Genomic DNA, 24,043 nt, shown 5'->3' with positions numbered 1-24,043 from the left:
GGGTCAACGGTTGGGGCAGGCTCGACCGATATGAGCCCAGCGTTGATCACCGGACACACACGGTAGTCGTCAATCGCCCGTGCTCGACGTGCAGTTGTCGAAGTTGCCCGCCAGGCGTCCCGCTCTGGTATGACGCCTCGCACGGGCAACCGAATCCGTCCACCGCCAACTCCGCACGGGTGGCCGAGCATCGGCCATGTGTGCGAATACGCGGGGCGGGTGCACCGAGGAGTTCCCCGCACAAGCGAAGGAGCGGTGAGCCCCGGACGTTCCGGGGCCCACCGCTCCTTCGGATGCGCGCCGGCGGAAGACAGGGGCGGCTGATCCGCCCACGCCCGCCGCCGGGTCACTGCGCGCTGTGCACGATCTGGATCAGGTTGCCGCAGGTGTCGTCCAGAACCGCCGTGGTGACCGGGCCCATCTCCAGCGGGTCCTGGGTGAAGCGCACACCGAGCCCGCGCAGCCGGTCGAACTCCGCGCGCACGTCGTCCACGGCGAAGGAGGTGGCCGGGATCCCGTCCTTGACCAGCGCGTCCTTGTACGGCTTCGCCGCGGGGTGACCGTCGGGCTCCAGCAGCAGTTCGGTCCCGTCGGGGGCCTCCGGCGAGACGACGGTCAGCCATCGGTCCGCCCCGAGCGGGACGTCGGCCTTCTTCACGAAGCCCAGCACATCCGTGTAGAAGCGCAGGGCCTTTTCCTGGTCATCGACGAAGACGCTGGACAGATGGATCTTCATGCGGTGCTCTCCGGCGTGTCGGGCCTGAGCCACCGGGTCACGATGTGCTCAAGGGGTTCGGTGTCCAGGTCGTGGAACTTGTAGCGGCCCTGGCGGCGCACAAGGACCAGACCCGCGGATTCCAGCACGGACAGATGCTGGCTGACCGCCTGGCGGGACAGCCCGAGACCGTGCTTGGTCACCAGCCGCGCGCAGATCTCGAACAGGGTCTGGCCGTCGCGTTCCGCCAGCTCGTCGAGAATGCGCCGACGGGTGGGGTCGGCCAGGGCCTTGAAGACATCCTCCGCCATGACCACCACCATAGGCAAGTATCGACTTGCCTATCAAACCGGGTTTCCCCCGCCGCCAGGTCATGATGTGGCACATCACCTCGGGCGGGCGGGCTGGAGCCCCGCGTACACACCGTCCGTGCTCAGCAGCTCCTCGTGCGTTCCCACCTCGGCGATCCTGCCGCCCTCCATGGCCACGATGCGGTCGGCGCCCTGGATGGTGGAGAGCCGGTGGGCGACGACGAAGACGGTCCGGCCGTCCACGAGCCTGGCGAGCGCCTCCTGCACGAGGGCTTCGGAGCGGTTGTCGAGCGCCGAAGTCGCCTCGTCGAGCACCAGCACCCTCGGGTCGCGGATCAGCGCCCTGGCGATGGCGAGCCGCTGCTTCTGACCGCCCGACAGCTGTGCGCCGCGCTCCCCGATGACCGTGTCCAGGCCGCGCGGCAGACCGTTCACGAATTCCAGCGCGTTGGCGTCCCGGAGGGCGCGCATCAGCATCTCCTCGTCCGTGTCCCCCATGCCGTACGTGACGTTGTCGCGGATGCTGCCCTCGAAGAGGATCGACTCCTGGGGCACCACCGAGAGGAACCGCCGGTAGGTCCGGAGATCCAGTCCGGCCATGTCGGTCCCGTCCAGCAGGATGCGGCCCGAGGTGGGCCTGATGAACCCGATGAGCAGGTTGAGCACCGTGGACTTGCCCGCACCCGAGGCCCCGACGAGCGCGATGGTCTCACCCGGCCGAGCGGAGAGGGTGAACCCGTCGACCGCCGGCTCCCCGTCCTCGTAGGCGAACCCGACGTCCTCGAAGTCGATGCGGCCGACGACGCTCTCGACCCGCGCCTTGCCGGCGTTGTTCTCCAGGTCGGGTGCCTGCAGCACCTCACCTGCCGAACGCACCGACTCCAGGCCCTTGGTGAGGACCGGAGCCAGGCCCAGCAGGGTCGTCACGGAGCCGGTCAGCACGGTGAAGAAGGCGCTGAGCATCACCACGTCGCCGGCGGTGATGGGCATCCAGCCGTGGTAGGCGACCAGGGCCGAGCCCGAAAGGCACAGGACACCCAGCGTGTTGAGGATGACCCAGGCCAGCGATCCGAAGCGGCCGTTGATCATGTCCAGACGCAGCCCGGCCGCGAACACCTGGCGCAGCGACCCGTCGACCCGGCCGAGCGCGGTCCGCTCCAGTCCGTGGGCGCGGGTGATGGGAATCAGGGTGGTCATCTCCCCGACACGGGAGGAGAGGTGTTCGACCTCGCGGCGGAAGGACTCGTTGTGGCTGCGGAGCCGGCTGCGCAGTTTCATCACGAGGAAGCCGGCCGCGGGGACGACGACGAGGAAGAGGGGCAGGAACTCGGGCACCCGTACGCCGATGACGACGAGTCCGCCGATCAGCGTGACGACGGCACCGAGGCCCATGTCGGAGCTCTGCTGGACCATCTGTTCCACGGCTTCGACGTCGCGGACCACCTTGGCCTGGAGGACGCTCGAACTGACCCGCGCGTGATAGCCGACGGAGAGCTGCTGCATACGGCGGCAGAGCGCCGAGCGCAGGGTCGTGCCCATACGGCGGATGCTGCCTCCGAGCAGGCGCACGTACCACTGGTGGAGCGGGTAGTTGATCACGAGGATGAACAGCAGGACTCCGGTGGACTTCCAGATCCCTGATTCGGGACCGTGCTGGACGACCACGTCGAGGACGGTCGCGGTGATCAGCGGCAGCAGCCAGATGGGGCTGTGCTTCACGACGAAGATGGCGACCGCGAGGACCAGCTTGCCGCGGTCGGGGCGGAAGAGGTGGCCGAGGGTGCGGACCGGGTTCTCTCCGCGGTAGCGGTGGTCCAGGTGGTCGAAGGACGCCAGGGGTTCGGCGGAGAGCGGTGAAAGCGCTTTCTTCATACGATCATCCCACCTGCTCCCGTCGCTGCCGACAACCCCCGTTCCACGGGAAGAGACAGAGGGCCGTGGCGTGACCGGCGGGAATCTTTCGGGGTCACCCTGCGTACCCGCTCGCCGACCGGGTACCGGGCGGAGATGTTCAGACATAGGCGTGTACGAGTTGTGACCGTGCTGCTCATCGGCTGGTCGGTGCTGACGGGCGTGGAGCGTTGGGCGGAGCGGGCACCGTGGCCGAGCGCCGTGCTGAGCGGCCTCATGTGGGCGTGCGTGGTGGCCGGCGTCTGGTGGTTCGCCGAGTGGACCCAGTCGCCGCTGCGTACCGCACGCCAGGCGGCCGCGGCCCGCGAGCCGGCGGCAGCGCCCAGCCCGAAGGAGGAGGCCCCGCACGAACCGGACGCGGACACCGGCGCAGACGGAGAACAGGTGGTGGCCGGTCGGCCGGATTCCTCAGCTCCGTCGCGACGCTGACCCCCTGTCGGGCCCGCGACAGACGGGAACCGCCCGTGCGCACCTCCGTGGTGCGCACGGGCGGTTCCCGTCTGCGGGGGCCGTACGGGGCGTGGTCACACCCCCCGAGGCCCGTCACCCGCGGCCGTGGACTCGGCCAGCTTCTGGAACTCGCCCAGGTCGTAGTTGGCCAGTGCCGAGTCGAGATTGGTCAGTGCACCCAAGTGCTCGACGAACCCGTTGGGGTCGTACTCGATCTGCAGGGCGACCCGGCTGGAGGTGTCGTCGAGCCGGTGGAAGGTGACCACGCCCGCGTGGTGCACGCCCTCGATCGTCTTCCAGGCGATCCGGTCCTGCGGGACGACCTCGGTGAGCTCCGCGACGAAGCTCTTGTCGGCGCCCGGGAGGGACAACTGCCAGGAGAACCGGCGCTCGTCCATCGGATCCACCCGTCGCACGTGGCTCAGGAACTTCGGCCACTGCGTCACATCGCTCCACAGAGCCCAGGTGACGCTGACCGGTGCCTTGATGTCGACGGTTTCCACGAGGGAGGAGGACATGGAGGAACAGCTCCTTCTTTTGCTCGGTTACCCCGTGCGCTGCCGACTACCCGATGGCCGGCAGCGCACGCATGCACCTCCGTCTTCCCGGTCGGACCGGCCGTACTCACGAGACCTCGAGCGCGTCGCGCCAGGCGGCACTTTCCACGTAGTGGTTGTCGAAGCGCTCCGCCGACTCGGCTATCTCCTTCGGGTCCGCCTCCCCCCTCATGACCCGGCCGAGCAGACGCAGGTACGCGAAGCGGTCCATGTGGCTGTCGAACACGAACAGGACGTCCGCGGTGAAGCCCGGGGCAGCGGCGAACGCGTGCGGCGTGTGGGGCGGTACGGACAGGAAGTCCCCTTCCCGCAGGACGGTCACCTCTTCGCCTACGAGCACGCGCAGGGCTCCGCCGAGCACGAAGAACATTTCCGTCGCCTTGGTGTGGAAGTGAGCCGGTGCCCCCACAGCGCCCTCGGCGAAGGTGGACCGGTAGCTCGTGAAGCCCCCATCCGTGCGGCGGCCCTCGCCGAGCAGGCGCATCGTGCTGCTCGGGTCGACGCAGGTCTCGGCGTCGGCGTGACGGGTGAGCACCAGGGGAAAGGTGGTCCTGTTCTCGGTCATGAGCACGACTCTATGGCCGTACATGCCCAGTGCCGAGAGCCACTTGGGCGCGAAGAGCATGGGCCAATCCTGCGTATCCGCGATCAGCTCCGGCCGGTCCTGCCGGTCGCGTCGGCCGCGTCGGTCCTGCCGGTCGCGTCGACCGCACGGCGCGTTCCGGCTGGGGCCCGCTCCGGCGCACTCCGCTCGCCTCGTGACGTCCGCGCGAGCGCCGTCACCGCCCGCGGCCCTCGCCTCCTGGAGTGGGACGGTTCGCTCGACCTTGACGTTCTGTTCCTCCTGGAGAAGCTGAACCCCCTCGAACGGGCTGCTTACGTCCTGAGGGAAGCCCCTCGGCCGTCGATGAAGCGGTGCGCTCCTGTCCGTCGACGTGTCGGCGCGGGGCATCGAACACATCATGTGGGTGATGAACCCGCCAAAGCTGTCTGCGTACGTGGATCCCCTGGACAGCTGAGCCGGGCCCCCGCGACGGCCTGGCGGGGACCGTCCGCCGACGGTCAGGCGCCGGGCGGAGCTTCGGATGCCAATCGTGCCGCCGGCGGCAGCGGTGCGTGCCGAGGACAGGCCTCGAACGCCTGGATCGCCAGCGCCGCGAAGCGCCGGGAGGCCATGACCTGGGTGGCGGTCGATCTGGTCTGGATCCCCTTGTTGGCCATGAGGACGAGAATGAGGTCGTCCAGGACGAAGTCGGACCGCAGGCGCCCCGCGTCCTTGGCTCGCTGGGCCAGTCCGGCGAGTGCCTTCACCGTGTACTCGCGGCCCGCGACATCCGGCGCCCCGGGGAGCGTCGACAGGAAGGCTTCGGTGAAGCCCCTGTCCCGGGCGTGCAGCTCACAGATCTTCTCGATCACCAGGCAGAGGCCACGCCACGGATCGGGATCGGCGCACCCCTCGTCGACGATGGTGCGGCAGGCGCGCAACTGGTCCGCGAAGGCTTCGGCGACCAGCGCCTGCTTGGTGGGGAAGCGACGGTAGAGAGTGGCGGGTCCGACCTCCGCGCGGCGCGCGATCTCCCGCATCGGCACGTCCAGACCGTCGGCGGAGAACAGTGCCCGGGCCGCGTCGAGGATGCGCTCGCGGTTGTCCAGCGCATCGGAGCGCAGCGTGTGAGGCAAACCGTCGTCCACGCTCTCACTTTACCTAAACGGACGGGGGCGTCCACTACCGTCCGGGACGAAGCGGCGCACCGGGGTCATCTGGGGCGCGCATCACCTGGGCCGGGCGCCGGCCGTGCCGTGGGCCCCTCCCCGTCGGCGACGGGCGGCGGCCGAGCACGACCGCATGGGAACGGTCCGAGAGCATGGGAGACGACGTTGAAGGCAATCACGATCCAGACGTACGGAGGCCCCGAAGGGCTGGCGGTGGTCCGCATGCCGGCCCCCACGCCTTCCGCCGGACAGGTCCTGATCGCCACCGAGGCGGTGGGCGTCGGTGGGGTCGACACCGTGATCCGAAGCGGTGCCCTGGCCGCCTACGGCTTCGAGGAGGGCTTCATCCCGGGCAGCGAGGTGGCGGGCACGGTGACCGCGGTCGGCGGCGGGGTCGACGCCTCGTGGATCGGCCGGCGGGTGTGGGCGTTCACCGGAACCGGCGGAGGCTACGTCGAACAGGCCGTCGCGCCGGTCGACGAGATCATTCCCCTGCCCGTGGGACTCTCCGCCGTCGACGCGGTGACGCTGGGGAGTTCCGGCGTGGTGGCACACTTCGGGCTCCGCCACGCCCGATTCGCTCCCGGGGAGACGGTCCTGGTGCGTGGTGCGGCCGGCAGCATCGGAATCATGGCCGTACAACTCGCCGCTCGCGGCGGTGCGGCCGCAGTGGCGGTCACCACCTCTTCCGCCGAGCGCGGCGAGAGGCTGCGACGCCTCGGCGCGAGCCATGTGCTGGACCGCTCCGGCGAGGGAGGACATCAGGCCCCCTCGGGCTACGACGTCATCATCGACGTGGTGGCGGGTGAGGACATGCCGTCGTTCTTCGACCGGCTCAACCCCAACGGCCGCCTGGTGGCCGTGGGAGCGGTCGGAGGTCAGCCTCCGGCGGACTTCGGTACGAAGATCATGGCGGCGTTCCGGAAGTCGTTGTCCTTCGCCGCTTTCAGCGCAGCCACGGTCACGGGAGCCGAGCGGCGAGCCGTACGGAGCGAGCAGTTCGCGGCAGCGAGCCGGGGCGAGATCGAAACAGTGGTGCACGAGACGCTCCCCCTGGACGCAGCCGTGCTGGCACACCGGAGGATGGACGCGGGCGAGGTCTTCGGCAGGATCGTGCTGACCCCGTAGTCGACAGCGCGGGCTGTGGAGTGCACCGCGGGCCCGAGCTCACGCTCCCCGGCTCGCCTCGGACCTCCCTGCTCGACAGGTACGAGTGGCGCAGCGCCTTGCGGAGGCCGGGTACGACGCCGTCGTACCGCGCGGCGAGCGCTTAGAACGCCTGGCTTGTGCGCGCCGGCGCTCGTCGGACTCGGACTTGACGACGCGGACGTCGTTGCCGCCCTGGACCACCATGAGAGGTGTGCGGATCCGACCCACCCGGCTGATGGGCGAGCGCGCCCGCAACTCCGCTTCCTGCGCGGAGCTTTCGGGGTTCCGGTCGACGCGCTTCCCCGGCCTCTCCGGCCCCGATGTCCTCAGACGACGGAGTCGCCGACGACCCCGCTGGTGGCCGTGCGGATCACATGGGCATACCGCCGGGCGACCGCCGCCACGTCGGTGAACTCCGTGAGGTCGGCGCCGGGGAGGAGGGCGGCACCGATGTGCTCGTCCAGCACCCGCACGCCCGACGCGGTGGCCGCGGCGTGCAGCCGCACCTCGAGGTCGTCCGCCGGACGGCCGAGGCGGTCGCCGATGATGCCGCACATCTGGCGCTCCACCTGGTCGCAGGCCATCAACCACGCCGTACGGAGCGCCGGCTCCGTGTCGGCTAGCCGGACCTCAGGGCGTCCCCTTCACCACGCCCTGACCGTCGAATGCCGTTCCGCCCCCGGACCCGAGGCCCAGCCACAGTTCGGTGAACCGGTCGAGCAGCCCGGCCGCGCGGGTCACATCGTCCGTCAGCGGCCGGTCGGCCAGCTCCGCTTCGAGGACCGAGTCCGCCAGCTCGAAGGCGCGCCCGACGGGCAGCCCGGGATCGAGCCGCATATCGCGCTGCCGCAACGCCCGTACGGCCGCTACGAGTTCACAGCCCACGACGAGCCGGTACGCCTCGCACGCCCGCAGCGTCTGGCGCGCCGCCAGCGAGGCGAAGCTGGCCTGTTCCTCGACGCCCCGCGAGAGCACCGCGTGACCCAGCGACGCGGGCGCGGAGAAGGCCCGCAGGTCGCCGAGCGCCGCCCCGGCCGCGTATTCGAGGATCATCACGCCGGACGACGCCGGCTCGCCGTCCGCGAGGAACGGCCGCAGACGGGTGAATCCCGGTTCGTTGAGCGTGGAGAGGCGTGAGGTCGACAGGCGCGCCACCTGTGACACAGCCAGCCTGAAGTGGTCCAGTGACAGGGCGAGTTGAGCGAGGTAGAAGCCGCCGTGGTGGTAGGCCGCCATGTCGTCCGCCGAGATCAGCGGATTCTCGGCCGCCGCGTTGATCTCGACCGCGAGGACGTCTTCGAGCGCGTCCGCCGCGTCGTGCGCGGGCCCGTGGATCTGCGGCACACAACGGAAGCCGTACGGGTCCTGGATCCGGCCGAGCGGCGGCGTGGGGCGGTCGGGCGCGCCGAGCAGCAGTCGCATGCGTTCCGCGACGGCGTACGAACCGGCGTGCCGCCGCGCCTCGTGCACCGGCAGCGCGTACGCCTCGTACGAACCGTCGGTCGCCATCAGGGACAGCGCCGCCACCACCTGTGTGGCCGCGATCAGGCCGCGCAGCTCGTGCACCGCGAGCGCCGACTGGCCGAGGGTGAGGGCGTTGCTGCTGATCAGGGCGAGGGCGTCGTTGTTGTCGAGGGGCTGCGGGTCGGGGGCCGTCCCCGGTCCCTGCCAGGGGTGTTCGCCCGCCAGCGCGAGGCCCATCTGCGCGAGCGCGGCGATGTCGCCTGTGCCGACCGAGCCGAATTCGTTGACCTTCGGGTAGGCACCCGTCTCCAGCGCCTCGCAGAGCGCCGTGACGACGGTGGGGCGCAGGCCGGCGCCACCCGCGAGCAGTTGGTTGGCGCGGACCGCCAGCATGGCGCGGACCTGCCGCGCCGGGAGCTCCTCACCGATCGCCCCGGCATGGCTGCGCAGCAGCCGCAGGCCGTGGTCGGCTGCGGCGTCCGTCGGCACGGACTCATTCCGGTTAGCCCCCACACCGGTGGAGCGACCGTAGACACGACCCCACGACGCGATCTCCCGTGCGGCGACCCAGGAGGCCTCGACGCGCTTCATCCCGTCTGCTGCGGGGACGGGCTTCGCTGCGGATTCGGCCATGCGTACGACATCTGCGACCATCAGTCCGCGGCCGTCGAGGACGACGATCGCGCCGCTGTCGTCGACCGCCGTGTTCACCATACGAGACGACATCACTCGTAATTCCTCCTCAATCAGGCGCCTCGTCTTGCCTTACGGCCACTCGTAACCAGGGATTTACGCCTGAGCGGCGACCAGCTATTGACAACCTATTCAGTCACCGAGAACTCTGCATGATGATATGCAGCCGGGCAAGGGACTCCTCATGATCCAATTCGACAAGGCCCACAAGCGCTTCCCGAACGGCACAACCGCTGTGCACGACCTCACCCTTGAGATGCCGGAAGGGGGTGTGACCGTCCTCGTCGGATCTTCCGGTTGCGGCAAGACGACGACCCTCCGCATGATCAACCGGATGGTCGATCCGACCTCCGGGACCATCAGGGTCAACGGCAAGGACGTCCTGGAACAGGACGCCGCCGAACTACGCCGTTCCATCGGTTACGTCATCCAGCAGTCCGGGCTCTTCCCCCACCGCACCGTCCTGGACAACATCGCGACCGTGCCGCTGCTGCTCGGCTGGGGCCGCAGGAAGGCTCGAACGCGGGCCGCGGAACTCCTGGAGACGGTCGGTCTCTCCGCCGACACCGGGAAGCGCTACCCGCACCAGCTCTCCGGCGGCCAGCAGCAGCGGGTCGGCGTGGCGCGGGCGCTCGCCGCGGACCCTCCGGTGCTCTTGATGGACGAGCCGTTCGGCGCCGTCGACCCCGTGGTCCGCACCCAGCTCCAGGACGAACTTCTGCGGCTTCAGAGAGAGTTGAACAAGACCATCGTCTTCGTCACGCATGACATCGACGAGGCCGTACGACTCGGCGACCGCATAGCCGTCTTCCGGACCGGCGGCCACCTCGTCCAGTGCGCGAGCCCCGCCGAGCTTCTGGCCCGGCCCGCGGACGCGTTCGTCGCGGACTTCCTGGGCGCGGAGCGAGGCCTGAAGCTGCTGTCCCTGTCGACGCTGGCGCAGGTGCCCCAGGGGCCCGCGCCCGTCGGCTCCCGCTGGCAGCTGGCCCTCGACCCCGCCCGGAAGCCGCTGGCCTGGCGCGACAGCGAGACAGATGCGGAGACCCCGGTCCGGCCCCTGCGGGACACGGATTCGCTCCTCTCGGCTCTCAACGAGTCGATCGCAGCGCCGAGCGGCCTGGTCGCCCGGGTCGACGCGGAGGGCGTCCTCACCGGGGTGACGTCCCGCGGGGACATCCACGACCACGCGGGGCGTGTGCACAGCGAGGCAAGCGCGGTGGCCGCATGACCTTCGACTGGTCGTGGACAGCCGACCACACCGGTGACCTCACCACCCTGGCCCTCTCCCACCTCCAGGCCGCCCTCACCGCCGTACTCCTCGGCCTGATCGTCTCGCTCCCCCTGGCTGTGGTCGCGCACCGGGTACGCAGACTGCGCGGGCTCCTCCTCGGCCTGTCGAACGTCCTGTTCACCATCCCCTCCATCGCCGTCTTCGTGCTCCTCCTGCCGGTCAGCGGTCTCACCCGCACGACCACCGTCATCGGCCTGACGATCTACACGCTCGTCGTGCTCCTGCGGAACACGGTCGAGGGCCTGGACTCCGTACCCGCCAGGACGAAGGAAGCCGCGAAGGCCATGGGCTCCCGGCCGTTGCGCACCCTGCTCACGGTCGAACTGCCCCTCGCCCTCCCGGTGATCATGGCGGGCGTGCGGATCGCGACGGTGATGGCCATCTCCCTCGTCTCCGTGGCCACGTACATCGGCGACGGCGGACTCGGGCAGCTCTTCACGGACGGGTTCCAGCGCAACTTCCCCACCCCCGTGATCGTCGGCGTTGTCCTGACCCTGCTTCTCGCACTCGTCGCGGACGCGCTTCTCGTCGCCCTTCAGTACGTCCTGACCCCCTGGACCCGCCGGCAGAAGCAGAGGGCCTGACCCGTGTACGAACTCTTCAAGAACCTCGGCGCCTGGCTCGTCAGCGGCGAACAGTGGGCCGGGGCGGACGGCATCGGCCACCGTCTCGCCGAGCACCTCCAGTACTCGCTGCTCGCCACGCTCGTCGCCGCGGCCGTCGCACTGCCGATCGGCCTGCTCATCGGTCACACCGGACGCGGCGCGTTCGTCGCCATCAACCTCTCCAGCTTCGGCCGGGCGCTGCCCACCGTCGGCCTCGTCGTGCTGGTCTTCCTCGCGAGCGGCCTGTCGATGTGGCCCGTCTACATCGCGCTGGTGGCGCTCGCCGTGCCCTCCATCGTCACCAACACCTACGCGGGCATGACCGCCGTCGACCCCGAGGTGCGGGACGCGGCGCGCGGGCAGGGCATGCGCCGGCACCAGGTCCTCCTCCAGGTCGAACTGCCGCTCGCGCTCCCGCTGATCATGACCGGGCTCCGGCTCGCGCTCATCCAGGTCGTCGCGACGGCCACCATCGCCGCGTACGTCTCCTTCGGCGGGCTCGGCCGGTACGTCTTCGACGGGCTCGCCCAGCGTGACCTCGTGCAGGTGCTCGGGGGCGCCGTGCTCGTCGCGGTCGTCGCCGTCGTCCTCGATCTCACGCTCTCCGCGCTCCAGCGCGCCCTTTTCCGTAATCGCCCCGCCAAGTCGGCCTAGGAGCAAGCACGATGAACCGCAGAACTCTCCTCGGCGGGCTCTTCGCCGCCGCCTCCGTCCCCGCGCTCGCCTCCTGCAGCGGCGGCATCACCTCCCTCGACGGCCAGGGCTCCGGCGGAGGAGGCGGAGGCTCCAGCGAGGGCGGCGTCACCATCGGCACCGCCAACTTCACCGAGAACCAGGTCCTGGGCCATCTCTACGCGGCGGCCCTCGAAGCGGCCGGCGTGAAGACCACGGTCCGCCCCAACCTCGGTACCCGCGAGATCCTCATACCCGCCCTCGAGGGCGGTGACATCGACCTCCTGCCCGAGTACCAGGGCGCCCTGCTGCACTACCTCGACGCCGAGGCGAAGGCCACGGAGGAGGGCGAGATGCAGAACGCCCTCGCCATGGCCCTGCCGCGCGGCCTCCAGATCCTTCCCTACGGCATGGCGGAGGACTCCGACGCCTTCGTCGTCACCCGGGGGACCGCCGAGAAGTACGGCCTCAAGTCCCTCGCCGACCTCGCCGAGCACAACGGCAAGCTCGTCATCGGCGCGGCGCCGGAGGTCAAGAAGCGCACGGTGGGCGCGGTAGGCCTCAAGGACGTGTACGGCGTGGAGTTCAAGGAGTTCAAGTCCCTCGACTCCTCGGGGCCGCTGGTCAAGGGCGCCCTGAGGAAGGGCGACGTCGACGTGGCGAACCTCTTCACCACGGACACCGACATCGTCGCCGAGCACTGGGTCGTCCTCACCGACCCGAAGAACCTCGTCCCCGGCCAGCACGTCGTCCCGCTCATCGCCGACCGCAAGGCCGACTCGACGGTGCGCAAGGCGCTCGCCCGGCTCGGCAGCGCGCTGACGACCGAGGACCTCACCGAGCTCAACCGCCTGGTGGACAAGGACAAGAAGGACCCCGAGGACGTCGCGCACGACTGGGCGGCAGAGCACGGGATCAAGAAGAAGTAGCCGCCGCCGGACCGAGCGGCAGAACACACCACCGAGAGGCCAGGTACACGAGTCATGGCAGCTGAAGACCTGGTGGAGCGGCGCTCCATCGACGTCGTCCCGGACGACGAACGGCACGGGACAGCGTTCAGTCAGTTCACCCTCTGGCTCGGCGCCAACCTCCAGATCACCGCGGTCGTCACGGGCGCACTCGCCGTCGTCTTCGGCGGCGACGTGGTGTGGTCGGTCGTCGGCCTGCTGCTCGGCAACCTCCTGGGCGGCGCCGTCATGGCCCTGCACTCCGCGCAGGGCCCGAAGCTCGGCCTGCCCCAGATGATCCAGTCCCGCGCCCAGTTCGGGGTGCGCGGCGCGGTCGTCCCCCTCCTCCTGGTCATCCTCATGTACGTGGGCTTCTTCGCGAGCGGCAGTGTCCTCGCCGGACAGGCGACCGCGGAGCTCACCCACACGGACGAGACCACCGGCATCGTCGTCTTCGCCCTCGTCACGGCCGTGACGGCGGCGGTCGGCTACCGGGTGATCCACGCCCTGGGGCGGGTGGCCAGCGTGGTCTGCGCGCTCGCGTTCATCTACCTGGGCATCCGCCTCCTGGATCGTGCGGACCTGTCGGCGCTGCTCGGTGACGCGCACTTCGACCTGCCGATGTTCCTGCTCGCGGTGTCGCTCTCGGCATCCTGGCAGCTCGCCTTCGGGCCGTACGTCGCGGACTACTCGCGCTATCTGCCGCGTACGACGTCGGGGCGGGCCACGTTCTGGTGGACCCTTTCGGGATCGGCCGTCGGCTCGCAGTGGTCGATGACGTTCGGCGTGCTCGTGGCGGCGAGCGCCGGCGAGGCGTTCCTGGCCGACCAGGTCGGATACGTGGTCGGCCTGGGGGGCACGGGTCTGATCGCGTCGTTCCTGTACTTCGTGATCGCGCTCGGCAAGTTGACCATCAACGTGCTGAACACCTACGGCGGCTTCATGTCGATGGTGACCAGCATCAGCGGGTTCCGCGGCCGGAAGACGCTGTCGCGGCGCGGCAGGACCGCGTACATCGCACTGATCATGGTGGCCGGGACGGTGGTGGCGCTCCTGGGCAAGGACAGCTTCCTGACGTCCTTCAAGGACTTCCTGCTGTTCCTGCTGACGTTCTTCACGCCGTGGTCGGCGATCAACCTGGTCGACTACTACCTGATCTCACGGGAGCGGTACGACATACCGGCGCTGTCCGACCCCGAGGGCCGCTACGGCGCCTGGCGCTGGGACGCCCTCGCGGTCTACGCGGTGGGAATCCTCGCCCAGCTCCCGTTCCTCGTCACGCACTTCTACACGGGGCCGCTGGCGGACCCGCTGGGCGGCGCGGACATCTCCTGGATCGTGGGCCTGGCGGTCCCGGCAGCCCTGTACTGGCTGCTGGCACGCCGGGACACGACCCACGTCCCGGAGGAGACGCGGTACACCCTGGCTTCTCCGCGGAAGCCCTGAGCCCGGAAGCCGCCGATCGCTGGTCCGTCAGCTACGGACCCCGCGTTCCTCCTCGGCATCTCCGCACCCCGCGCCCGTGAGGATCGCGCTCGCGACAACCCCGAAGAGGCGGTCCGCGCGCGGCGCGAGCGAGGGCTGATCGCCGAGCCAGGCGAGCGCCGCCACCAGCGCGAACAAGTCGGCGCCGTCGATGTCGGTCCGCGCCACGCCAGCGTCCTGGGCGCGGGTGAGGAGCCGCGCGCCGGCCGCGCGCAGAGTGACGCACGAAGCATGGAGTGCGGACTCGGTGTCCTCGATGGCGGCCGCCATCAGCACGGTCACGCCCCGGTACTCGGTCGTCCACGCGACGCAGTCGCGCAGCCACGAGACGAGAGCGCCCTGCGGCGAGCTCGACGTCTCGAGCTCGGCCGCCTGCGCCGTCAGCGCGTCGAAGCTCGTCCGGAGCAGGGCCTCGAGCAGTGCCTCCCGTGTCGGGAAGTGACGCAGCAGCGTCGCGAGCCCGACATCCGCCCTGCGCGCGATGTCGCGCAGGGACACGTCGACGCCATGTTCGGCGACGGCGTCGCCCGCCACTGCGAGCAGGTGGTCGCGGTTCTTCCTGGCGTCGGCCCGCATCAGTTCCCCTTGACTATCCGGATCAGTGATCCATATATTCGTACCAGTGATCCGTTTATTCGGATCACCGATCTGGATAAGCCTATCCCGCAGCGCGGGCAGGAGAAGACGATGCCGACACACACGATGAGGGCGGTCCGGCTCCATGAGCACGGCGGCCCCGAAGTCCTTCGCTACGACGAGGTGCCGATTCCCGAGCCGGGGCCGGGTGAGGTGCTCGTCCGCGTGCACGCGGTCGGCGTCAATCCGCCGGACTGGTACCTGCGCGACGGGATGTCCAACCTGCCTCCGGAGACGAGGCCGGAGTTCGACCTTCCCGTGATCCCGGGGACGGACCTGTCGGGCGTCGTCGCGGCCGTCGCCGCGGATGTGGACGGCTTCTCCGTCGGTGACGAGGTCTTCGGCCTCCTCCGCTTCCCCAGCTTCGACGGCAGCACATACGCCGAGTACGTGGCCGCGCCCGCGTCGGACCTCGCCCGCAAGCCGGCCGGTATCGATCATGTGCACGCCGCAGGGGCGCCGATGGCCGGGCTCACCGCATGGCAGTTCCTGATCGAGCTCGGACACGATCATCCCTCGCCCTTCCAGGCGGCGCGGCATCGCCCGGTGCCACTCGACGCCGGCGTGACGGTGCTGATCAACGGTGCGGCGGGCGGCGTGGGGCACTTGGCGCTGCAGCTGGCCAAGTGGAAGGGCGCGCGCGTCATCGCCGTGGCATCGGGCGCGCACGAATCGTTCCTGAGCGAGCTCGGCGCCGACGAGTTCATCGACTACACCAGGGGCCGTCCCGAGGAACTCGTACGCGACCTCGACCTCGTCCTGGACACCGTCGGCGGCCCTCACAGCAGCCGCTTCCTGCGCACGCTCAAGCGCGGCGGGTCCCAGTTCCCGGTGTTCTTCGGCGAGTTCGACGAGGAAGAGACCGCGGAACTCGGCGTGACGGTCACGGGCACCCAGGTCCGCTCGAACGGCGCGCAGCTGGCCGAACTGGGCCGCCTGCTCGACACGGGCACGGTCCGCGTCGCGATCGACAGCACGTTTCCGCTGGCGGACGCCCGGGCCGCGCACGAACGCGCCGCCCGGGGACATATCCAGGGCAAGATCGTGCTCACCGTCGGCTGACCCTCGCCCCAGGGCCCCTCACGACTCCGTCAGCCGGTCCCGGCAACCTTTTCCGCGCCTGCTGCCACTGGACTTCGACGATTCCTCGACGAACCCACGGAGAAGGCCAGATGAGCCGTACAGCCACGGTCAGCAGCACCAGCCGCAGACACTTGCTCCTCGGCGCCGCGGGCGCGCTCGGTGCCGGCGTCGTGGGCGCGCTGGGTGTTTCCGGTACCGCCGCCGCCGTCACCTCGTCCGCAACCGGCGGGAGGGACGCGGCGGCGAACGGCACCGTGTACATCGCGAGTGACTCCACCGCGCAGACGTACAGCTCGGGCTACTACCCGCAGGCCGGGTGGGGCCAGAAGCTGTCCTCGTACTTCACCTCGGACATCACCGTCACCAACCGTGCCATCGGCGGCCGCAGTTCGCGGTCGTTCATCGAGCAGGGGCGGCTGGCCGCGATCCACGACGTGATCGAACCCGGCGACTACCTCTTCGTGCAGTTCGGGCACAACGACGCGACCGTCGGCAATGCCGAGCGCTACACGCCGCCCGCCGACTACAAGGAGTACCTGCGCAACGACTACATCCGCGCGACCCGGGCCCTGGGCGCAACGCCGGTCGTGGTGACTCCGGTGTCACGGCGCTCCTACAACGCCTCCACCGGGAAGTTCAACGTCTCGTTCCCCGCGTACGTGGATGCCGCGAAGGCGGTGGCGCAGGAGGAGGCGGCCGCACTGGTCGATCTCTCGGCGGCCAGCCGGGCCTACCTCGACGGGGTCGGGGTGGAGGCGTCCAAGGGGATCTTCCTGTGGCTGAACGCCGGGCAGTACCCGAACTTCCCCGACGGCGTCCAGGACGACACCCACTTCCAGGAGCGAGGAGCCGTCGAGATGGCCCGCCTCGTCTCCAGGGCCGTGGCGGGGCTGGGACTGCCCCTCTCGGGAGAGGTGGTGCCCACGGCCACGCGCTGACCCGAGGCCGTCCTGGCCGCCTTCACGGACCGATGTGCGTATCAGTGCTCTTGGTGACATCGAGCGCCTCCTGCCTGGTCCGGGAGGCCGGATGGACGGGCGTCGCCAACACGCTTGAGATCAAAAGCGCGGCTAGGGCCGGCAGCGGGCGGTGACCTCGCATGGTGTCAGCCCCGGCGCTCCGTTGCCGCCTGCGGTGGCCGGTGGGCCGCTGCCAGAGCGTTGCGGACAGCAAGGCGGCCGGCCTGCAGGAACGCCCGCGGGTGGGAATCGACCGGGTGGAAGCGCATGCGCCGCAGGACGACCGCTGCCGCCGAGGACAACCCGGCCCCTCCCTGGGTGAGCTCGTCGCGGATACCCGCCTCGACAGCGGCCCGGCACTCGGCCTCCCACTCCGGATCGTCGTCTCCGTCGACAGCCAGATCAGCGGCCACTTCGAAGACGACACCCGCCTCCCACGGCTCGAAGTCCACGGTGACCTCCGCGAAGTCGGAAGGACAGCTTGCCTGCCGCGCGTACACGGCTCGGACACCCCGGATCGGGTGCGGCGGGAACGTTCCGGTGTCAGATTCCACGGGGTCACGATAGCCAGTGAGGCCGGGGCCGAAGCCGCGCCGACGCAGTTCGCCTTACTCCTTCAGCACCTGGTCGAAGCGGGCGTACGCCTCCTCGTCGAACAGCACGAACCGGACCTCGGTGACCGGAGGGAGCGCGGCGTCGCGGACCGTACGCACGGCGATCCGGGCCCCGTCGTCGAGCGGCCAGCCGTAGATGCCCGTCGAGATCGCCGGAAAGGCAACCGTCCGGGCTCCCAGCTCCGACGCAACCCGCAGGGACTCCCGGTAGCAGGAGGCCAGCAACGCTGAACGGTCTTCAGTGCTCGACCAGACCGGGCCGACCGTGTGGACGACGTGCTCCGCATGCAGCCGGCCGGCCGTCGTCGCCACCGCCTGCCCGGTCGGCAGTCCCTTGCCGTAGTGCGAGGCCCGCAGGTCACGGCAGGCGGCGAGGATCTCGGGCCCGCCACGCCGGTGGATCGCGCCGTCCACCCCACCACCGCCGAGGAGCGAGGAGTTGGCGGCGTTGACCAGGACGTCTGCGTGCTGCTCTGTGATGTCCCCGCGTACGAGGGTGATCATCGGTCGTGTCGTCATGCGGCCATACTGCCGCCTGCCAGGAGAGGACGCGGGACCACGGCCGTCACAGCCCTCGTCCGTGCGCGGCTCCGCCCGCGCCACCGCGGGCCGGCCGACCCGGGCCACCACGGGGCCGCCGGCGAAGCGGCCCGCCGCCATGGTGGCGGCGAAGCCGCCGGAAGAGCACCAGACCCATCTCGGCGGTGGAGGCGCCGAGCCGGTCCCGGACGTCGGGAGTCCGGGTCGCCCCGGTGGCGAGCGACGGGCCGGGTATCGCGAAGCAGGGCTGCAGGGCCCTGTTCGTTCGCGCTCCTGACCAGGCACCCCGTTCAGTGCGGTGCCGGTGCCGGGTTCAGGGCGTTGCCGATGGTGCAGCCGCCCTCTCCGGGCATCCGCTGGATCCGGGACGGCACCCACACCTCGGTGGCTCCGGGCCCCACACGGGCGAGCAGGCAGTCCTGCGGGTCGAAGCCGTTGCCCTTCACCGACAGGAGAACGCCGACCCGGCCGCCGTCGGCCTTCACCTCGGTACGGATCGCCGGTTGCAGGTCCAGGGCGGCGATCCCACGGCGTACCTCGGCCTCGTCCACGCGGCCGCCCTCCGGCACCCGGGGAAGTTTCGCGCGGAGTTCCTCGTACGGCAGTCGGGGCGGTTCGGGCGGTGGGGCGAAGTTCAGCGGACGGCCATCCGGACAGTCCACGTCGCGGGGTTCCTCACGCCACTCCGACGTGGGCGACACCCGCACTTCGAAACAGCGCCGCACGGTGACCTCCTCGACGTCGAACCAGCTGCTGTACGCCGAGCCGGACGTGCGGACGACCACGTCGACGCCGTCCCCGTCGTGTGTCGAGGTACCCGTCACCCGCAGTACCTCCACCCCGTCGATGCCTGAGGCAGCGCGTCCGACCTCCTCCGCCGTGCGCGGGCGCTGACCGTAGAGGCGCTCGCCCGCCCTCGCGGCCACCTCCCGTGCGGCATCGGTGGCCTCGCCCTCGGAGGACTGCACCACCCCGCAGGCGGCGGTGAACAACAACAACGGTACGAGCGGCAGCAGTCGGCGCATGGGTTCACCCTTTCCGGCGCCACGTGCGGCGGGCGACCGCTCGCGTACTCACACCGCGTATGTGATCGTACTCATCGCTCGAAGTCGTCGCGGTCGGGGAGGAGATCACGCCCCGGGACAACATCCGCGAAAGTGCGCTCCGGTCTGCGTAAGGTGCTTGGGACGACTCAAGGGCCGGTGGTCTTGGGTCCGGCCACTCCGTGGCTCCGTCCCCGCGATGAGAACTCAGAGGCGCCAAAGGTCCCGGGCCTTGGACAATGACCGGCATGACGTCCCTTCACTCGAACCCGCTTTTCACCCGGCTCGCAGATGCCGAACGGATCCTCGTCGCGGGTGCGGGAGGCGGCTTCGACATCTATTCCGGCCTGCCGTTGGCTCTCTCCCTCCTGCATCAAGGCAAGCAGGTGCATCTCGCGAACCTCTCCTTCAGCGCACTCGAAGGTCTCCCGACCGATGACTGGGCTGCCCCCGACCTGGCCGCCGTCACTCCCGACTCCGCTCTGCACCAGAGCTACTTCCCCGAGCGGACCCTCGCCCAGTGGCTGCACCAGCACGATTACCCGTCCACCGTGTACGCCTTCCCTCAGACCGGGGTGCGTCCGCTGCGCACCGCCTACCAGGCACTGGTCGAGCTGCACCGGATCGATGCCGTGGTGTTGGTCGACGGCGGTACGGACATCCTGATGCGCGGTGACGAAGCCGGGCTCGGCACTCCGGAGGAGGATCTGGCCAGCGTGGCGGCGCTGGCCGCGCTGGTCGACGTACCGATCCGCCTCGTCGTGTCAGTCGGGTTCGGTGTGGACGCTTACCACGGCGTCAACCACTCACACGTACTGGAGAATATCGCCGCGCTGGAGCGCGACGGCGCGTACCTCGGTGCGTTCTCGATACCCCGCGCCACCCGCGAGGGCGCTCTCTACCTTGACGCGGTGGCGCACGCTCAGCATCACACCCCGCAGCACCCGAGCATCGTGAACGGTTCGATCGCGGCAGCCGTGCGCGGCTCCTTCGGAGACGTCCGGTTCACTGATCGCACCCGGGGCAGCGAGTTGTTCGTGAACCCGCTGATGTCCCTGTACTTCGCCTTCGACCTCCCGGGCCTGGCTGCCCGCTGTCTGTACCTGGACCGGATCGAGGACACTTACCTGATGCGCCAAGTCCACTCGCGCATAGCTGAGTTCCGCGAATCCATGGTGACTCGCCCACCCCGCCGTTTCCCGCACTGAGGCATGACGTGCGGACGTGCGCTCGACCTGCGCCGCACCGCCGGCCGCTACAGCTCAACTCGACAGGTGGGGCGGCCCGGCAGGTCGAGCCAGCCCAGGGCGGGCCTGCGGTGGCCCCGGCGGCTCAGCGACCAGGTGGTCCCGTGCTCGGGGTTGCGGGTGTGCAGGGTGTCCAGGCCGAGGTCTTCGGTCGCTTGCATGCCCTCAGGGGACAGGTTGATGAAGTAGCCGCCGGTGCAGCGCTCGGGCGCCCGCTCGATGATCACCGGTGTCCACCCGGCCCGGCGCAGTCCTATGGCCGCGGACATACCCGCGATGCCGAGGCCCACGACCAGCGCACGTTTCTGCATGACTCACTCCTTGTCTCGTCCGGTTGCCTGAGAGTGGAGGGGTGACAGGCAGCCGGGACACGTGAGGTGGGAGGTCGGCCGAGGGCTTCAGGGCACAAGGACCAGACGCTCGCTGGTCCTTTCGGACCATGCCTCCGCGATCCGGGCCAGCGGCACCGCGCGGGCCCGGACGTCGATGGCGCCCTCGGTCACCGCTTTCGCCAGTTCGGGCAATTCGGCGATGAAGTCGCGGGGAGAGACCGAGCCGATGCCACTGCCCACGATCTTCAGCCGGGCCGCACGCAGCGCCGTGGAAGGAATCGCGGCGGACTCGCCCGCCATGGAGCCGATCTGGACCCAGGTCAGCGGGGCGGAGCGATCGGCACGGGCCGTGAGCATCGGAAGCATGGCTCCGGCGGCGGGAGCGCCCCACACGAAGTCGAGGACGACATCGACGTCGGATGCGGCGGCGATTTCGTCGAAGGTGAGCGCCCGGTCTGCGCCGAGGCCGGACAGCTCTTTGAGGCGAGTGGTGTCGCGGCCGGCGGCGAACACCTGGGCGGCACCGAACCGCTTGGCGATCTGGATGGCCATGCGTCCGGCGCTGCCGGTGGCACCGAGGATGAGAACCCTCTGGCCCTCACGGAAGGTGATGCGGCGGCGCAGGGCGACCCAGGAGGACATGCCCGGGTTCATCGCGGCGGCGATCCGGACGGGATCCACGTCGTCGGGCAGGACGACGCTTCGGCGTATGTCGATCACGGCGCGCTCGGCGAAGGTGCCGAGGTCCGTGTCGTCCAGGACTGCGTAACGCAGGCGGCCCGAGGAGTCGCGCACGACGCCGTCGACGCCGGGCACCAGCGGGAAGACGCGGGTGGCGGAGTAGTGGGTGCCGTCCGCCTTGGCCCGGGTCAGGTGGTGCAGGCCCGCCGCGAGGACGTCCACGACGATCTCGTGCTCACCCTGGGCCACAGGGTCGGGGTGCTCGCCGTAGACGGGCGGCGCGTCGTACGCCGTGATGACCGCAGCATGCATGAGGACTCCCCAGGTTGGTTTGTATTGCCAATCACCACCAGAGTTATTGGTAATGCAAATAATGTCAAGTAGGGTGGCGCGCATGGTTCCCGATGACTCCACGGACGACCTGATCGACGGCCTGGTCCGCAGCGCCTTCCAGGTCATGGGCGTGCTCACCCGCGTCGGCGCCGAGTACGACCTGTCCCTCACCCAGCTGCGCGTGCTCGGCATTTTGCGCGACCGGCGCCCCCGCATGAGTGACCTTGCGGCCTTCCTGGGCCTGGACAAGTCGACCCTGTCCGGCCTCATCGCCCGCGCCGAACGGCGTGGGCTGCTGACACGCGGTACGAGCCCCGAGGACAAGCGCGCCGTCGTGGTCCTGATCACCGATGAGGGACGCGACCTCACCCAGCGCCTGTACGAGGAAGCCCGGGACGCCCTCGCACCGGCCACCGGCCGGCTCGATCCGGGGCAGCGCGAGCAGCTGGCCCAGCTGCTTGAGCCCCTCCTCTCCCCGCCCTTGCCGGCAACGCCGCGTCCCGAGCGCCCGGTGCCCGGCACGCCCTGAGCCCGGGACCGCCGGTCGGCGCCGGGCCGGCCCGGCGCGCCGAGGCCGCGTGGCCGGACTGCGTCGTGGTCCGCTGCGGCGGCCCAGCGACGGATCGGCTGGTCGGGGTGTCGTCCGGAGCGGGATCGCGTACCCCACCGGGTCCGTACCCCGGGGGCGATCTGCTGCAGAGGCACATGGGGGCAGCATCAGGCCCGCACGGCACCCGCTCGCTCAGCATCCGTGCCGACCCGTGGACAGTCGACCAGTGCCGCGATCACACGGCGGCGCCCTCATGCGTGGACCGCCGGCTCGACGAACGGGGCAGGTTCGAGCAGTGGCCTACGCACCGCAAGGGCGAGGCGGCGGGCATGGCGGTGGCACCTCCTTGGTCATCCCGAGGCCAGTTGTTCCGCTATTTCCTGGATCCAACCGGCGCTCTTCGCGGGGTCGTTGAGGGACTCAGCCCACGCTTCCGGCTCCAGATTGTGCTTGGCCGGGCCGGATTTGAGTGCGATGAGCAGGGCCCTGCCGGACTCCCGCATCTCAGCCGTCGTATTGCCACTCCCTGAGATGCCGGGCCCTGCCGCCAGGGCGTAGATCTCGCGCGCCATGGCCTGGCGTTCGCCCTTCGACACCTTCTTCCAGAACTTCAGGGCATGCTGCAGCGACTCCTTGCGGGACGCGGCCTCCGCCGGAGTCTCGCCCTCCGGCCCCCAACGCTCGGGGTGGCGGACCTCCTCGTAGCGCTTCGTGGCGGCGCGGAGCGCCTTGTACATGGTGACGCCGAGGACGAGGCCGGCCCCGGCCCCGGCGAGGCCCCATCCGACCGGGTTGCTCGCGAGCCCGGCCGTTCCCGCCGCGACCGCCGTCACGACACCGGCCGCGGCCTTGGTGGACTCGCCCAACCCGCCGCCGACCGTCTCCTTGCCTATCTTGGTGAGCTGCTTCTTCTTCGCGTACCCCTGCAACGTGCTCAGCCTTTCAACGTCTTTTTCGGCACGCTGGAGACGCTCGGCGGCATCACGGGCTTCACCCATCGCCTCCCAGGCGGCGTCGACGGCCTCGGAAACGAGCTCCAGCCGTCCTTGGCCCTCGTCCTTCCAGTAGGCGTCCAGCGCGACGTAAGCCTCCGCCGCGGCCCAGTTGGCCTGCTCCCGCGACTCGTTCAGCCGGGCCAGTGACCCCGTGTGGACGAGGTGGGGATCCCCAAGCTCCTTGATCTGCTTGTACTTGCGGGCCGCTCCCCCGACGCGGAACACGGACCGCACACCCTTGATCGCACCGATGGAAGCGCTGGCGATCCCGCTCGCCTCGGACGCCACCGCGGCATCCGCCGCCTTCTGGATCTTGGTCACCTCCTTGGCGATGGCGGCGCTGTAGCTTCCCGAACTGGCGGCGCCGACGACCGCGTCGGTTCCCTTGGTCTTGGCCTTCTTCTTCGCCGTGTGGTGGCCGGCCCCTGTCTCGTGCTTCTTGGCGTCCTTGATGTTCTTGTACGCGTCCATGCCACTGACCACGGCGCCGGCGGCCTCCGTGAGAAGGTTCCCCGACGCCGCGGAGGTGCCCGAGGCGGCGGCGGAGTGCTTGAGGCCCTCCTTGGCCGCGGCGGCGGCCTGCTGGGTGAAGGCCGCGTTGGTGGGGGTCTGGAAGCCCTTGATGAAGGTGTCGATGGGTTCGAGATTCTTCTTGAACCTGTCGAGAAGCCCGGCGATCCGGTCGCGATAGTTCTTCTTCGCTCCAGCGGACGCGCCGCCGTTCCCCGCCGCTCTTCCTCTCTCGGCGTCCCGGGCGCGCTGCACCACCGCGGTCGCGGCCCGGTTGCCGGCGCGGGACTGCATCTCGAGGAGGGCGTGCTCCGTCGAGCGTGCGGACGTACTCCCGGCCCGGCTCCCTGCCCGACGATGCAGGGCCGACGTCAGGGCGACTGCGGACTGCCGTGTCGAGGTGCGGTGGATCGGGGTGCTCATGGATGTACCTCTCCTACTACCGGACCGGGCGAGGCGAAGGTAGCCGGACCTGGCTAACAGAAGGGGTGCGGCGGGGAAATTCCTCACAGATGCTGCGGGATGCGTTGTGGTGCGTTCAGCTGGTCGTCTCGTCG

The 24,043-nt window shown here is 70.0% G+C and carries 24 protein-coding genes and 2 pseudogenes; 11 read left to right on the top strand and 15 right to left on the bottom strand.

The annotated features are described in order from the left end of the window. Nucleotides 1–346: 346 nt before the first annotated feature. From ACIBCU_RS32615 to ACIBCU_RS32605, 3 genes are all read right to left on the bottom strand, one after another. Entirely contained in the window at nt 347–736 is a 390-nt protein-coding gene (locus ACIBCU_RS32615) for a VOC family protein (protein WP_399235841.1), read from the bottom strand. Further along, a complete protein-coding gene (locus tag ACIBCU_RS32610; RefSeq protein ID WP_362943651.1) occupies nt 733–1,026 on the bottom strand; it encodes a metalloregulator ArsR/SmtB family transcription factor in 294 nt (97 codons plus the stop codon). The genes ACIBCU_RS32615 and ACIBCU_RS32610 overlap by 4 nt, the downstream gene beginning before the upstream one ends. A gap of 75 nt (nt 1,027–1,101) precedes the next feature. Next, nucleotides 1,102–2,898, bottom strand: a complete 1,797-nt coding sequence (locus ACIBCU_RS32605; RefSeq protein ID WP_399235839.1) for an ABC transporter ATP-binding protein — start codon at nt 2,896–2,898, stop codon at nt 1,102–1,104. A gap of 162 nt (nt 2,899–3,060) precedes the next feature. Here ACIBCU_RS32605 and ACIBCU_RS32600 point away from each other — a divergent pair, with 162 nt between their 5' ends. Beyond that, nucleotides 3,061–3,366 (top strand): hypothetical protein, encoded by a 306-nt coding sequence (locus ACIBCU_RS32600; RefSeq protein ID WP_399235837.1) that lies wholly within the window; start codon nt 3,061–3,063, stop codon nt 3,364–3,366. A gap of 95 nt (nt 3,367–3,461) precedes the next feature. Here the strand turns inward: ACIBCU_RS32600 and ACIBCU_RS32595 are convergent, their stop codons facing one another. From ACIBCU_RS32595 to ACIBCU_RS32585, 3 genes are all read right to left on the bottom strand, one after another. Then, a complete protein-coding gene (locus ACIBCU_RS32595; protein ID WP_362940333.1) occupies nt 3,462–3,905 on the bottom strand; it encodes an SRPBCC family protein in 444 nt (147 codons plus the stop codon). Between the two features lie 106 nt (nt 3,906–4,011). Continuing rightward, nucleotides 4,012–4,509 carry a cupin domain-containing protein gene (locus ACIBCU_RS32590; RefSeq protein WP_362940424.1) on the bottom strand — a complete coding sequence of 166 codons (498 nt, stop codon included), beginning with the start codon at nt 4,507–4,509 and terminating at the stop codon, nt 4,012–4,014. A gap of 497 nt (nt 4,510–5,006) precedes the next feature. Next, nucleotides 5,007–5,636, bottom strand: a complete 630-nt coding sequence (locus tag ACIBCU_RS32585) for a TetR/AcrR family transcriptional regulator (protein WP_399235834.1) — start codon at nt 5,634–5,636, stop codon at nt 5,007–5,009. 186 nt (nt 5,637–5,822) lie between these two features. On the opposite strand from ACIBCU_RS32585, the gene ACIBCU_RS32580 reads away from it, so the two are divergent. Continuing rightward, nucleotides 5,823–6,785, top strand: a complete 963-nt coding sequence (locus ACIBCU_RS32580) for a zinc-binding dehydrogenase (RefSeq protein ID WP_399235832.1) — start codon at nt 5,823–5,825, stop codon at nt 6,783–6,785. A gap of 347 nt (nt 6,786–7,132) precedes the next feature. Here ACIBCU_RS32580 and ACIBCU_RS32575 read toward each other — a convergent pair. Beyond that, a pseudogene (locus ACIBCU_RS32575) lies at nt 7,133–7,423 on the bottom strand (TetR/AcrR family transcriptional regulator); the annotation flags it as partial. Between the two features lie 13 nt (nt 7,424–7,436). Beyond that, nucleotides 7,437–8,996, bottom strand: coding sequence for an aromatic amino acid ammonia-lyase (locus ACIBCU_RS32570; RefSeq protein ID WP_362940345.1), 1,560 nt, complete (start codon nt 8,994–8,996; stop codon nt 7,437–7,439). Nucleotides 8,997–9,147: 151 nt separating this feature from the next. Here ACIBCU_RS32570 and ACIBCU_RS32565 point away from each other — a divergent pair, with 151 nt between their 5' ends. From ACIBCU_RS32565 to ACIBCU_RS32545, 5 genes are read left to right on the top strand one after another with little or no spacing between them, the layout of a single operon-like run. Continuing rightward, on the top strand, nt 9,148–10,191 hold the full coding sequence (locus ACIBCU_RS32565) for an ABC transporter ATP-binding protein (protein ID WP_362940348.1): 1,044 nt from the start codon (nt 9,148–9,150) through the stop codon (nt 10,189–10,191). Next, the gene (locus tag ACIBCU_RS32560; RefSeq protein ID WP_362940351.1) at nt 10,188–10,838 is read left to right on the top strand and encodes an ABC transporter permease; all 651 of its coding nucleotides are present in this window, start codon (nt 10,188–10,190) and stop codon (nt 10,836–10,838) included. The genes ACIBCU_RS32565 and ACIBCU_RS32560 overlap by 4 nt, the downstream gene beginning before the upstream one ends. Nucleotides 10,839–10,841: 3 nt before the next feature. After that, nucleotides 10,842–11,513 carry an ABC transporter permease gene (locus tag ACIBCU_RS32555; protein WP_362940354.1) on the top strand — a complete coding sequence of 224 codons (672 nt, stop codon included), beginning with the start codon at nt 10,842–10,844 and terminating at the stop codon, nt 11,511–11,513. 11 nt (nt 11,514–11,524) lie between these two features. Next, nucleotides 11,525–12,460 carry an ABC transporter substrate-binding protein gene (locus ACIBCU_RS32550; RefSeq protein WP_362940357.1) on the top strand — a complete coding sequence of 312 codons (936 nt, stop codon included), beginning with the start codon at nt 11,525–11,527 and terminating at the stop codon, nt 12,458–12,460. Between the two features lie 54 nt (nt 12,461–12,514). Then, nucleotides 12,515–13,924 carry a purine-cytosine permease family protein gene (locus tag ACIBCU_RS32545; RefSeq protein ID WP_399235829.1) on the top strand — a complete coding sequence of 470 codons (1,410 nt, stop codon included), beginning with the start codon at nt 12,515–12,517 and terminating at the stop codon, nt 13,922–13,924. Between the two features lie 27 nt (nt 13,925–13,951). On the opposite strand, the gene ACIBCU_RS32540 is transcribed toward ACIBCU_RS32545, so the two are convergent. Beyond that, complete coding sequence (locus ACIBCU_RS32540) at nt 13,952–14,539, bottom strand: TetR/AcrR family transcriptional regulator (RefSeq protein ID WP_362940363.1); 588 nt, start codon at nt 14,537–14,539, stop codon at nt 13,952–13,954. A gap of 111 nt (nt 14,540–14,650) precedes the next feature. On the opposite strand from ACIBCU_RS32540, the gene ACIBCU_RS32535 reads away from it, so the two are divergent. Continuing rightward, the gene (locus tag ACIBCU_RS32535; RefSeq protein ID WP_362940366.1) at nt 14,651–15,661 is read left to right on the top strand and encodes an NADP-dependent oxidoreductase; all 1,011 of its coding nucleotides are present in this window, start codon (nt 14,651–14,653) and stop codon (nt 15,659–15,661) included. A 110-nt stretch (nt 15,662–15,771) separates the two neighbouring features. After that, nucleotides 15,772–16,620, top strand: a complete 849-nt coding sequence (locus ACIBCU_RS32530) for a rhamnogalacturonan acetylesterase (RefSeq protein WP_399235827.1) — start codon at nt 15,772–15,774, stop codon at nt 16,618–16,620. Between the two features lie 167 nt (nt 16,621–16,787). Here the strand turns inward: ACIBCU_RS32530 and ACIBCU_RS32525 are convergent, their stop codons facing one another. The 3 genes from ACIBCU_RS32525 to ACIBCU_RS32515 all read right to left on the bottom strand — a co-directional run bounded on the left by ACIBCU_RS32525 (nt 16,788) and on the right by ACIBCU_RS32515 (nt 18,820). Then, nucleotides 16,788–17,195, bottom strand: coding sequence for a hypothetical protein (locus ACIBCU_RS32525; RefSeq protein WP_362940372.1), 408 nt, complete (start codon nt 17,193–17,195; stop codon nt 16,788–16,790). 54 nt (nt 17,196–17,249) lie between these two features. Continuing rightward, nucleotides 17,250–17,774 carry an O-acetyl-ADP-ribose deacetylase gene (locus ACIBCU_RS32520; RefSeq protein WP_399235824.1) on the bottom strand — a complete coding sequence of 175 codons (525 nt, stop codon included), beginning with the start codon at nt 17,772–17,774 and terminating at the stop codon, nt 17,250–17,252. Nucleotides 17,775–18,085: 311 nt separating this feature from the next. Continuing rightward, nucleotides 18,086–18,820: a translation initiation factor IF-2 gene (locus ACIBCU_RS32515; RefSeq protein ID WP_399235821.1), complete on the bottom strand. Its 735-nt coding sequence runs from the start codon at nt 18,818–18,820 to the stop codon at nt 18,086–18,088. Between the two features lie 266 nt (nt 18,821–19,086). Here ACIBCU_RS32515 and ACIBCU_RS32510 point away from each other — a divergent pair, with 266 nt between their 5' ends. Next, the gene (locus ACIBCU_RS32510) at nt 19,087–20,046 is read left to right on the top strand and encodes a DUF1152 domain-containing protein (protein WP_399235819.1); all 960 of its coding nucleotides are present in this window, start codon (nt 19,087–19,089) and stop codon (nt 20,044–20,046) included. 68 nt (nt 20,047–20,114) lie between these two features. Here the strand turns inward: ACIBCU_RS32510 and ACIBCU_RS32505 are convergent. Then, a pseudogene (locus ACIBCU_RS32505) lies at nt 20,115–20,396 on the bottom strand (FAD-dependent oxidoreductase); the annotation flags it as partial. Nucleotides 20,397–20,483: 87 nt separating this feature from the next. Continuing rightward, nucleotides 20,484–21,410, bottom strand: a complete 927-nt coding sequence (locus ACIBCU_RS32500; protein ID WP_362940383.1) for a zinc-binding alcohol dehydrogenase family protein — start codon at nt 21,408–21,410, stop codon at nt 20,484–20,486. An 82-nt stretch (nt 21,411–21,492) separates the two neighbouring features. Between ACIBCU_RS32500 and ACIBCU_RS32495 the strand changes: the two genes are divergently transcribed. After that, entirely contained in the window at nt 21,493–21,960 is a 468-nt protein-coding gene (locus ACIBCU_RS32495; RefSeq protein WP_362940386.1) for a MarR family transcriptional regulator, read from the top strand. A 371-nt stretch (nt 21,961–22,331) separates the two neighbouring features. Here the strand turns inward: ACIBCU_RS32495 and ACIBCU_RS32490 are convergent, their stop codons facing one another. Continuing rightward, nucleotides 22,332–23,909: a hypothetical protein gene (locus ACIBCU_RS32490; protein WP_399235816.1), complete on the bottom strand. Its 1,578-nt coding sequence runs from the start codon at nt 23,907–23,909 to the stop codon at nt 22,332–22,334. Nucleotides 23,910–24,043 lie beyond the last annotated feature (134 nt).

Origin of the sequence: Streptomyces sp. NPDC051064 (assembly GCF_044455985.1) — a bacterium.
Classification (GTDB): domain Bacteria; phylum Actinomycetota; class Actinomycetes; order Streptomycetales; family Streptomycetaceae; genus Streptomyces.
This window is presented reverse-complemented; position numbering and strand designations above follow the sequence as displayed.

Bases quoted from the DNA above. Each gene is read 5' to 3' on its own strand.
- ACIBCU_RS32615 (WP_399235841.1), bottom strand. From the start codon at position 736: ATGAAGATCCATCTGTCCAGCGTCTTCGTCGATGACCAGGAAAAGGCC.
- ACIBCU_RS32610 (WP_362943651.1), bottom strand. From the start codon at position 1,026: ATGGCGGAGGATGTCTTCAAGGCCCTGGCCGACCCCACCCGTCGGCGC.
- ACIBCU_RS32605 (WP_399235839.1), bottom strand. From the start codon at position 2,898: ATGAAGAAAGCGCTTTCACCGCTCTCCGCCGAACCCCTGGCGTCCTTC.
- ACIBCU_RS32595 (WP_362940333.1), bottom strand. From the start codon at position 3,905: ATGTCCTCCTCCCTCGTGGAAACCGTCGACATCAAGGCACCGGTCAGC.
- ACIBCU_RS32590 (WP_362940424.1), bottom strand. From the start codon at position 4,509: ATGACCGAGAACAGGACCACCTTTCCCCTGGTGCTCACCCGTCACGCC.
- ACIBCU_RS32570 (WP_362940345.1), bottom strand. From the start codon at position 8,996: ATGTCGTCTCGTATGGTGAACACGGCGGTCGACGACAGCGGCGCGATC.
- ACIBCU_RS32565 (WP_362940348.1), top strand. From the start codon at position 9,148: ATGATCCAATTCGACAAGGCCCACAAGCGCTTCCCGAACGGCACAACC.
- ACIBCU_RS32560 (WP_362940351.1), top strand. From the start codon at position 10,188: ATGACCTTCGACTGGTCGTGGACAGCCGACCACACCGGTGACCTCACC.
- ACIBCU_RS32550 (WP_362940357.1), top strand. From the start codon at position 11,525: ATGAACCGCAGAACTCTCCTCGGCGGGCTCTTCGCCGCCGCCTCCGTC.
- ACIBCU_RS32545 (WP_399235829.1), top strand. From the start codon at position 12,515: ATGGCAGCTGAAGACCTGGTGGAGCGGCGCTCCATCGACGTCGTCCCG.
- ACIBCU_RS32540 (WP_362940363.1), bottom strand. From the start codon at position 14,539: ATGCGGGCCGACGCCAGGAAGAACCGCGACCACCTGCTCGCAGTGGCG.
- ACIBCU_RS32535 (WP_362940366.1), top strand. From the start codon at position 14,651: ATGCCGACACACACGATGAGGGCGGTCCGGCTCCATGAGCACGGCGGC.
- ACIBCU_RS32530 (WP_399235827.1), top strand. From the start codon at position 15,772: ATGAGCCGTACAGCCACGGTCAGCAGCACCAGCCGCAGACACTTGCTC.
- ACIBCU_RS32520 (WP_399235824.1), bottom strand. From the start codon at position 17,774: ATGACGACACGACCGATGATCACCCTCGTACGCGGGGACATCACAGAG.
- ACIBCU_RS32515 (WP_399235821.1), bottom strand. From the start codon at position 18,820: ATGCGCCGACTGCTGCCGCTCGTACCGTTGTTGTTGTTCACCGCCGCC.
- ACIBCU_RS32510 (WP_399235819.1), top strand. From the start codon at position 19,087: ATGACGTCCCTTCACTCGAACCCGCTTTTCACCCGGCTCGCAGATGCC.
- ACIBCU_RS32500 (WP_362940383.1), bottom strand. From the start codon at position 21,410: ATGCATGCTGCGGTCATCACGGCGTACGACGCGCCGCCCGTCTACGGC.
- ACIBCU_RS32495 (WP_362940386.1), top strand. From the start codon at position 21,493: ATGGTTCCCGATGACTCCACGGACGACCTGATCGACGGCCTGGTCCGC.
- ACIBCU_RS32490 (WP_399235816.1), bottom strand. From the start codon at position 23,909: ATGAGCACCCCGATCCACCGCACCTCGACACGGCAGTCCGCAGTCGCC.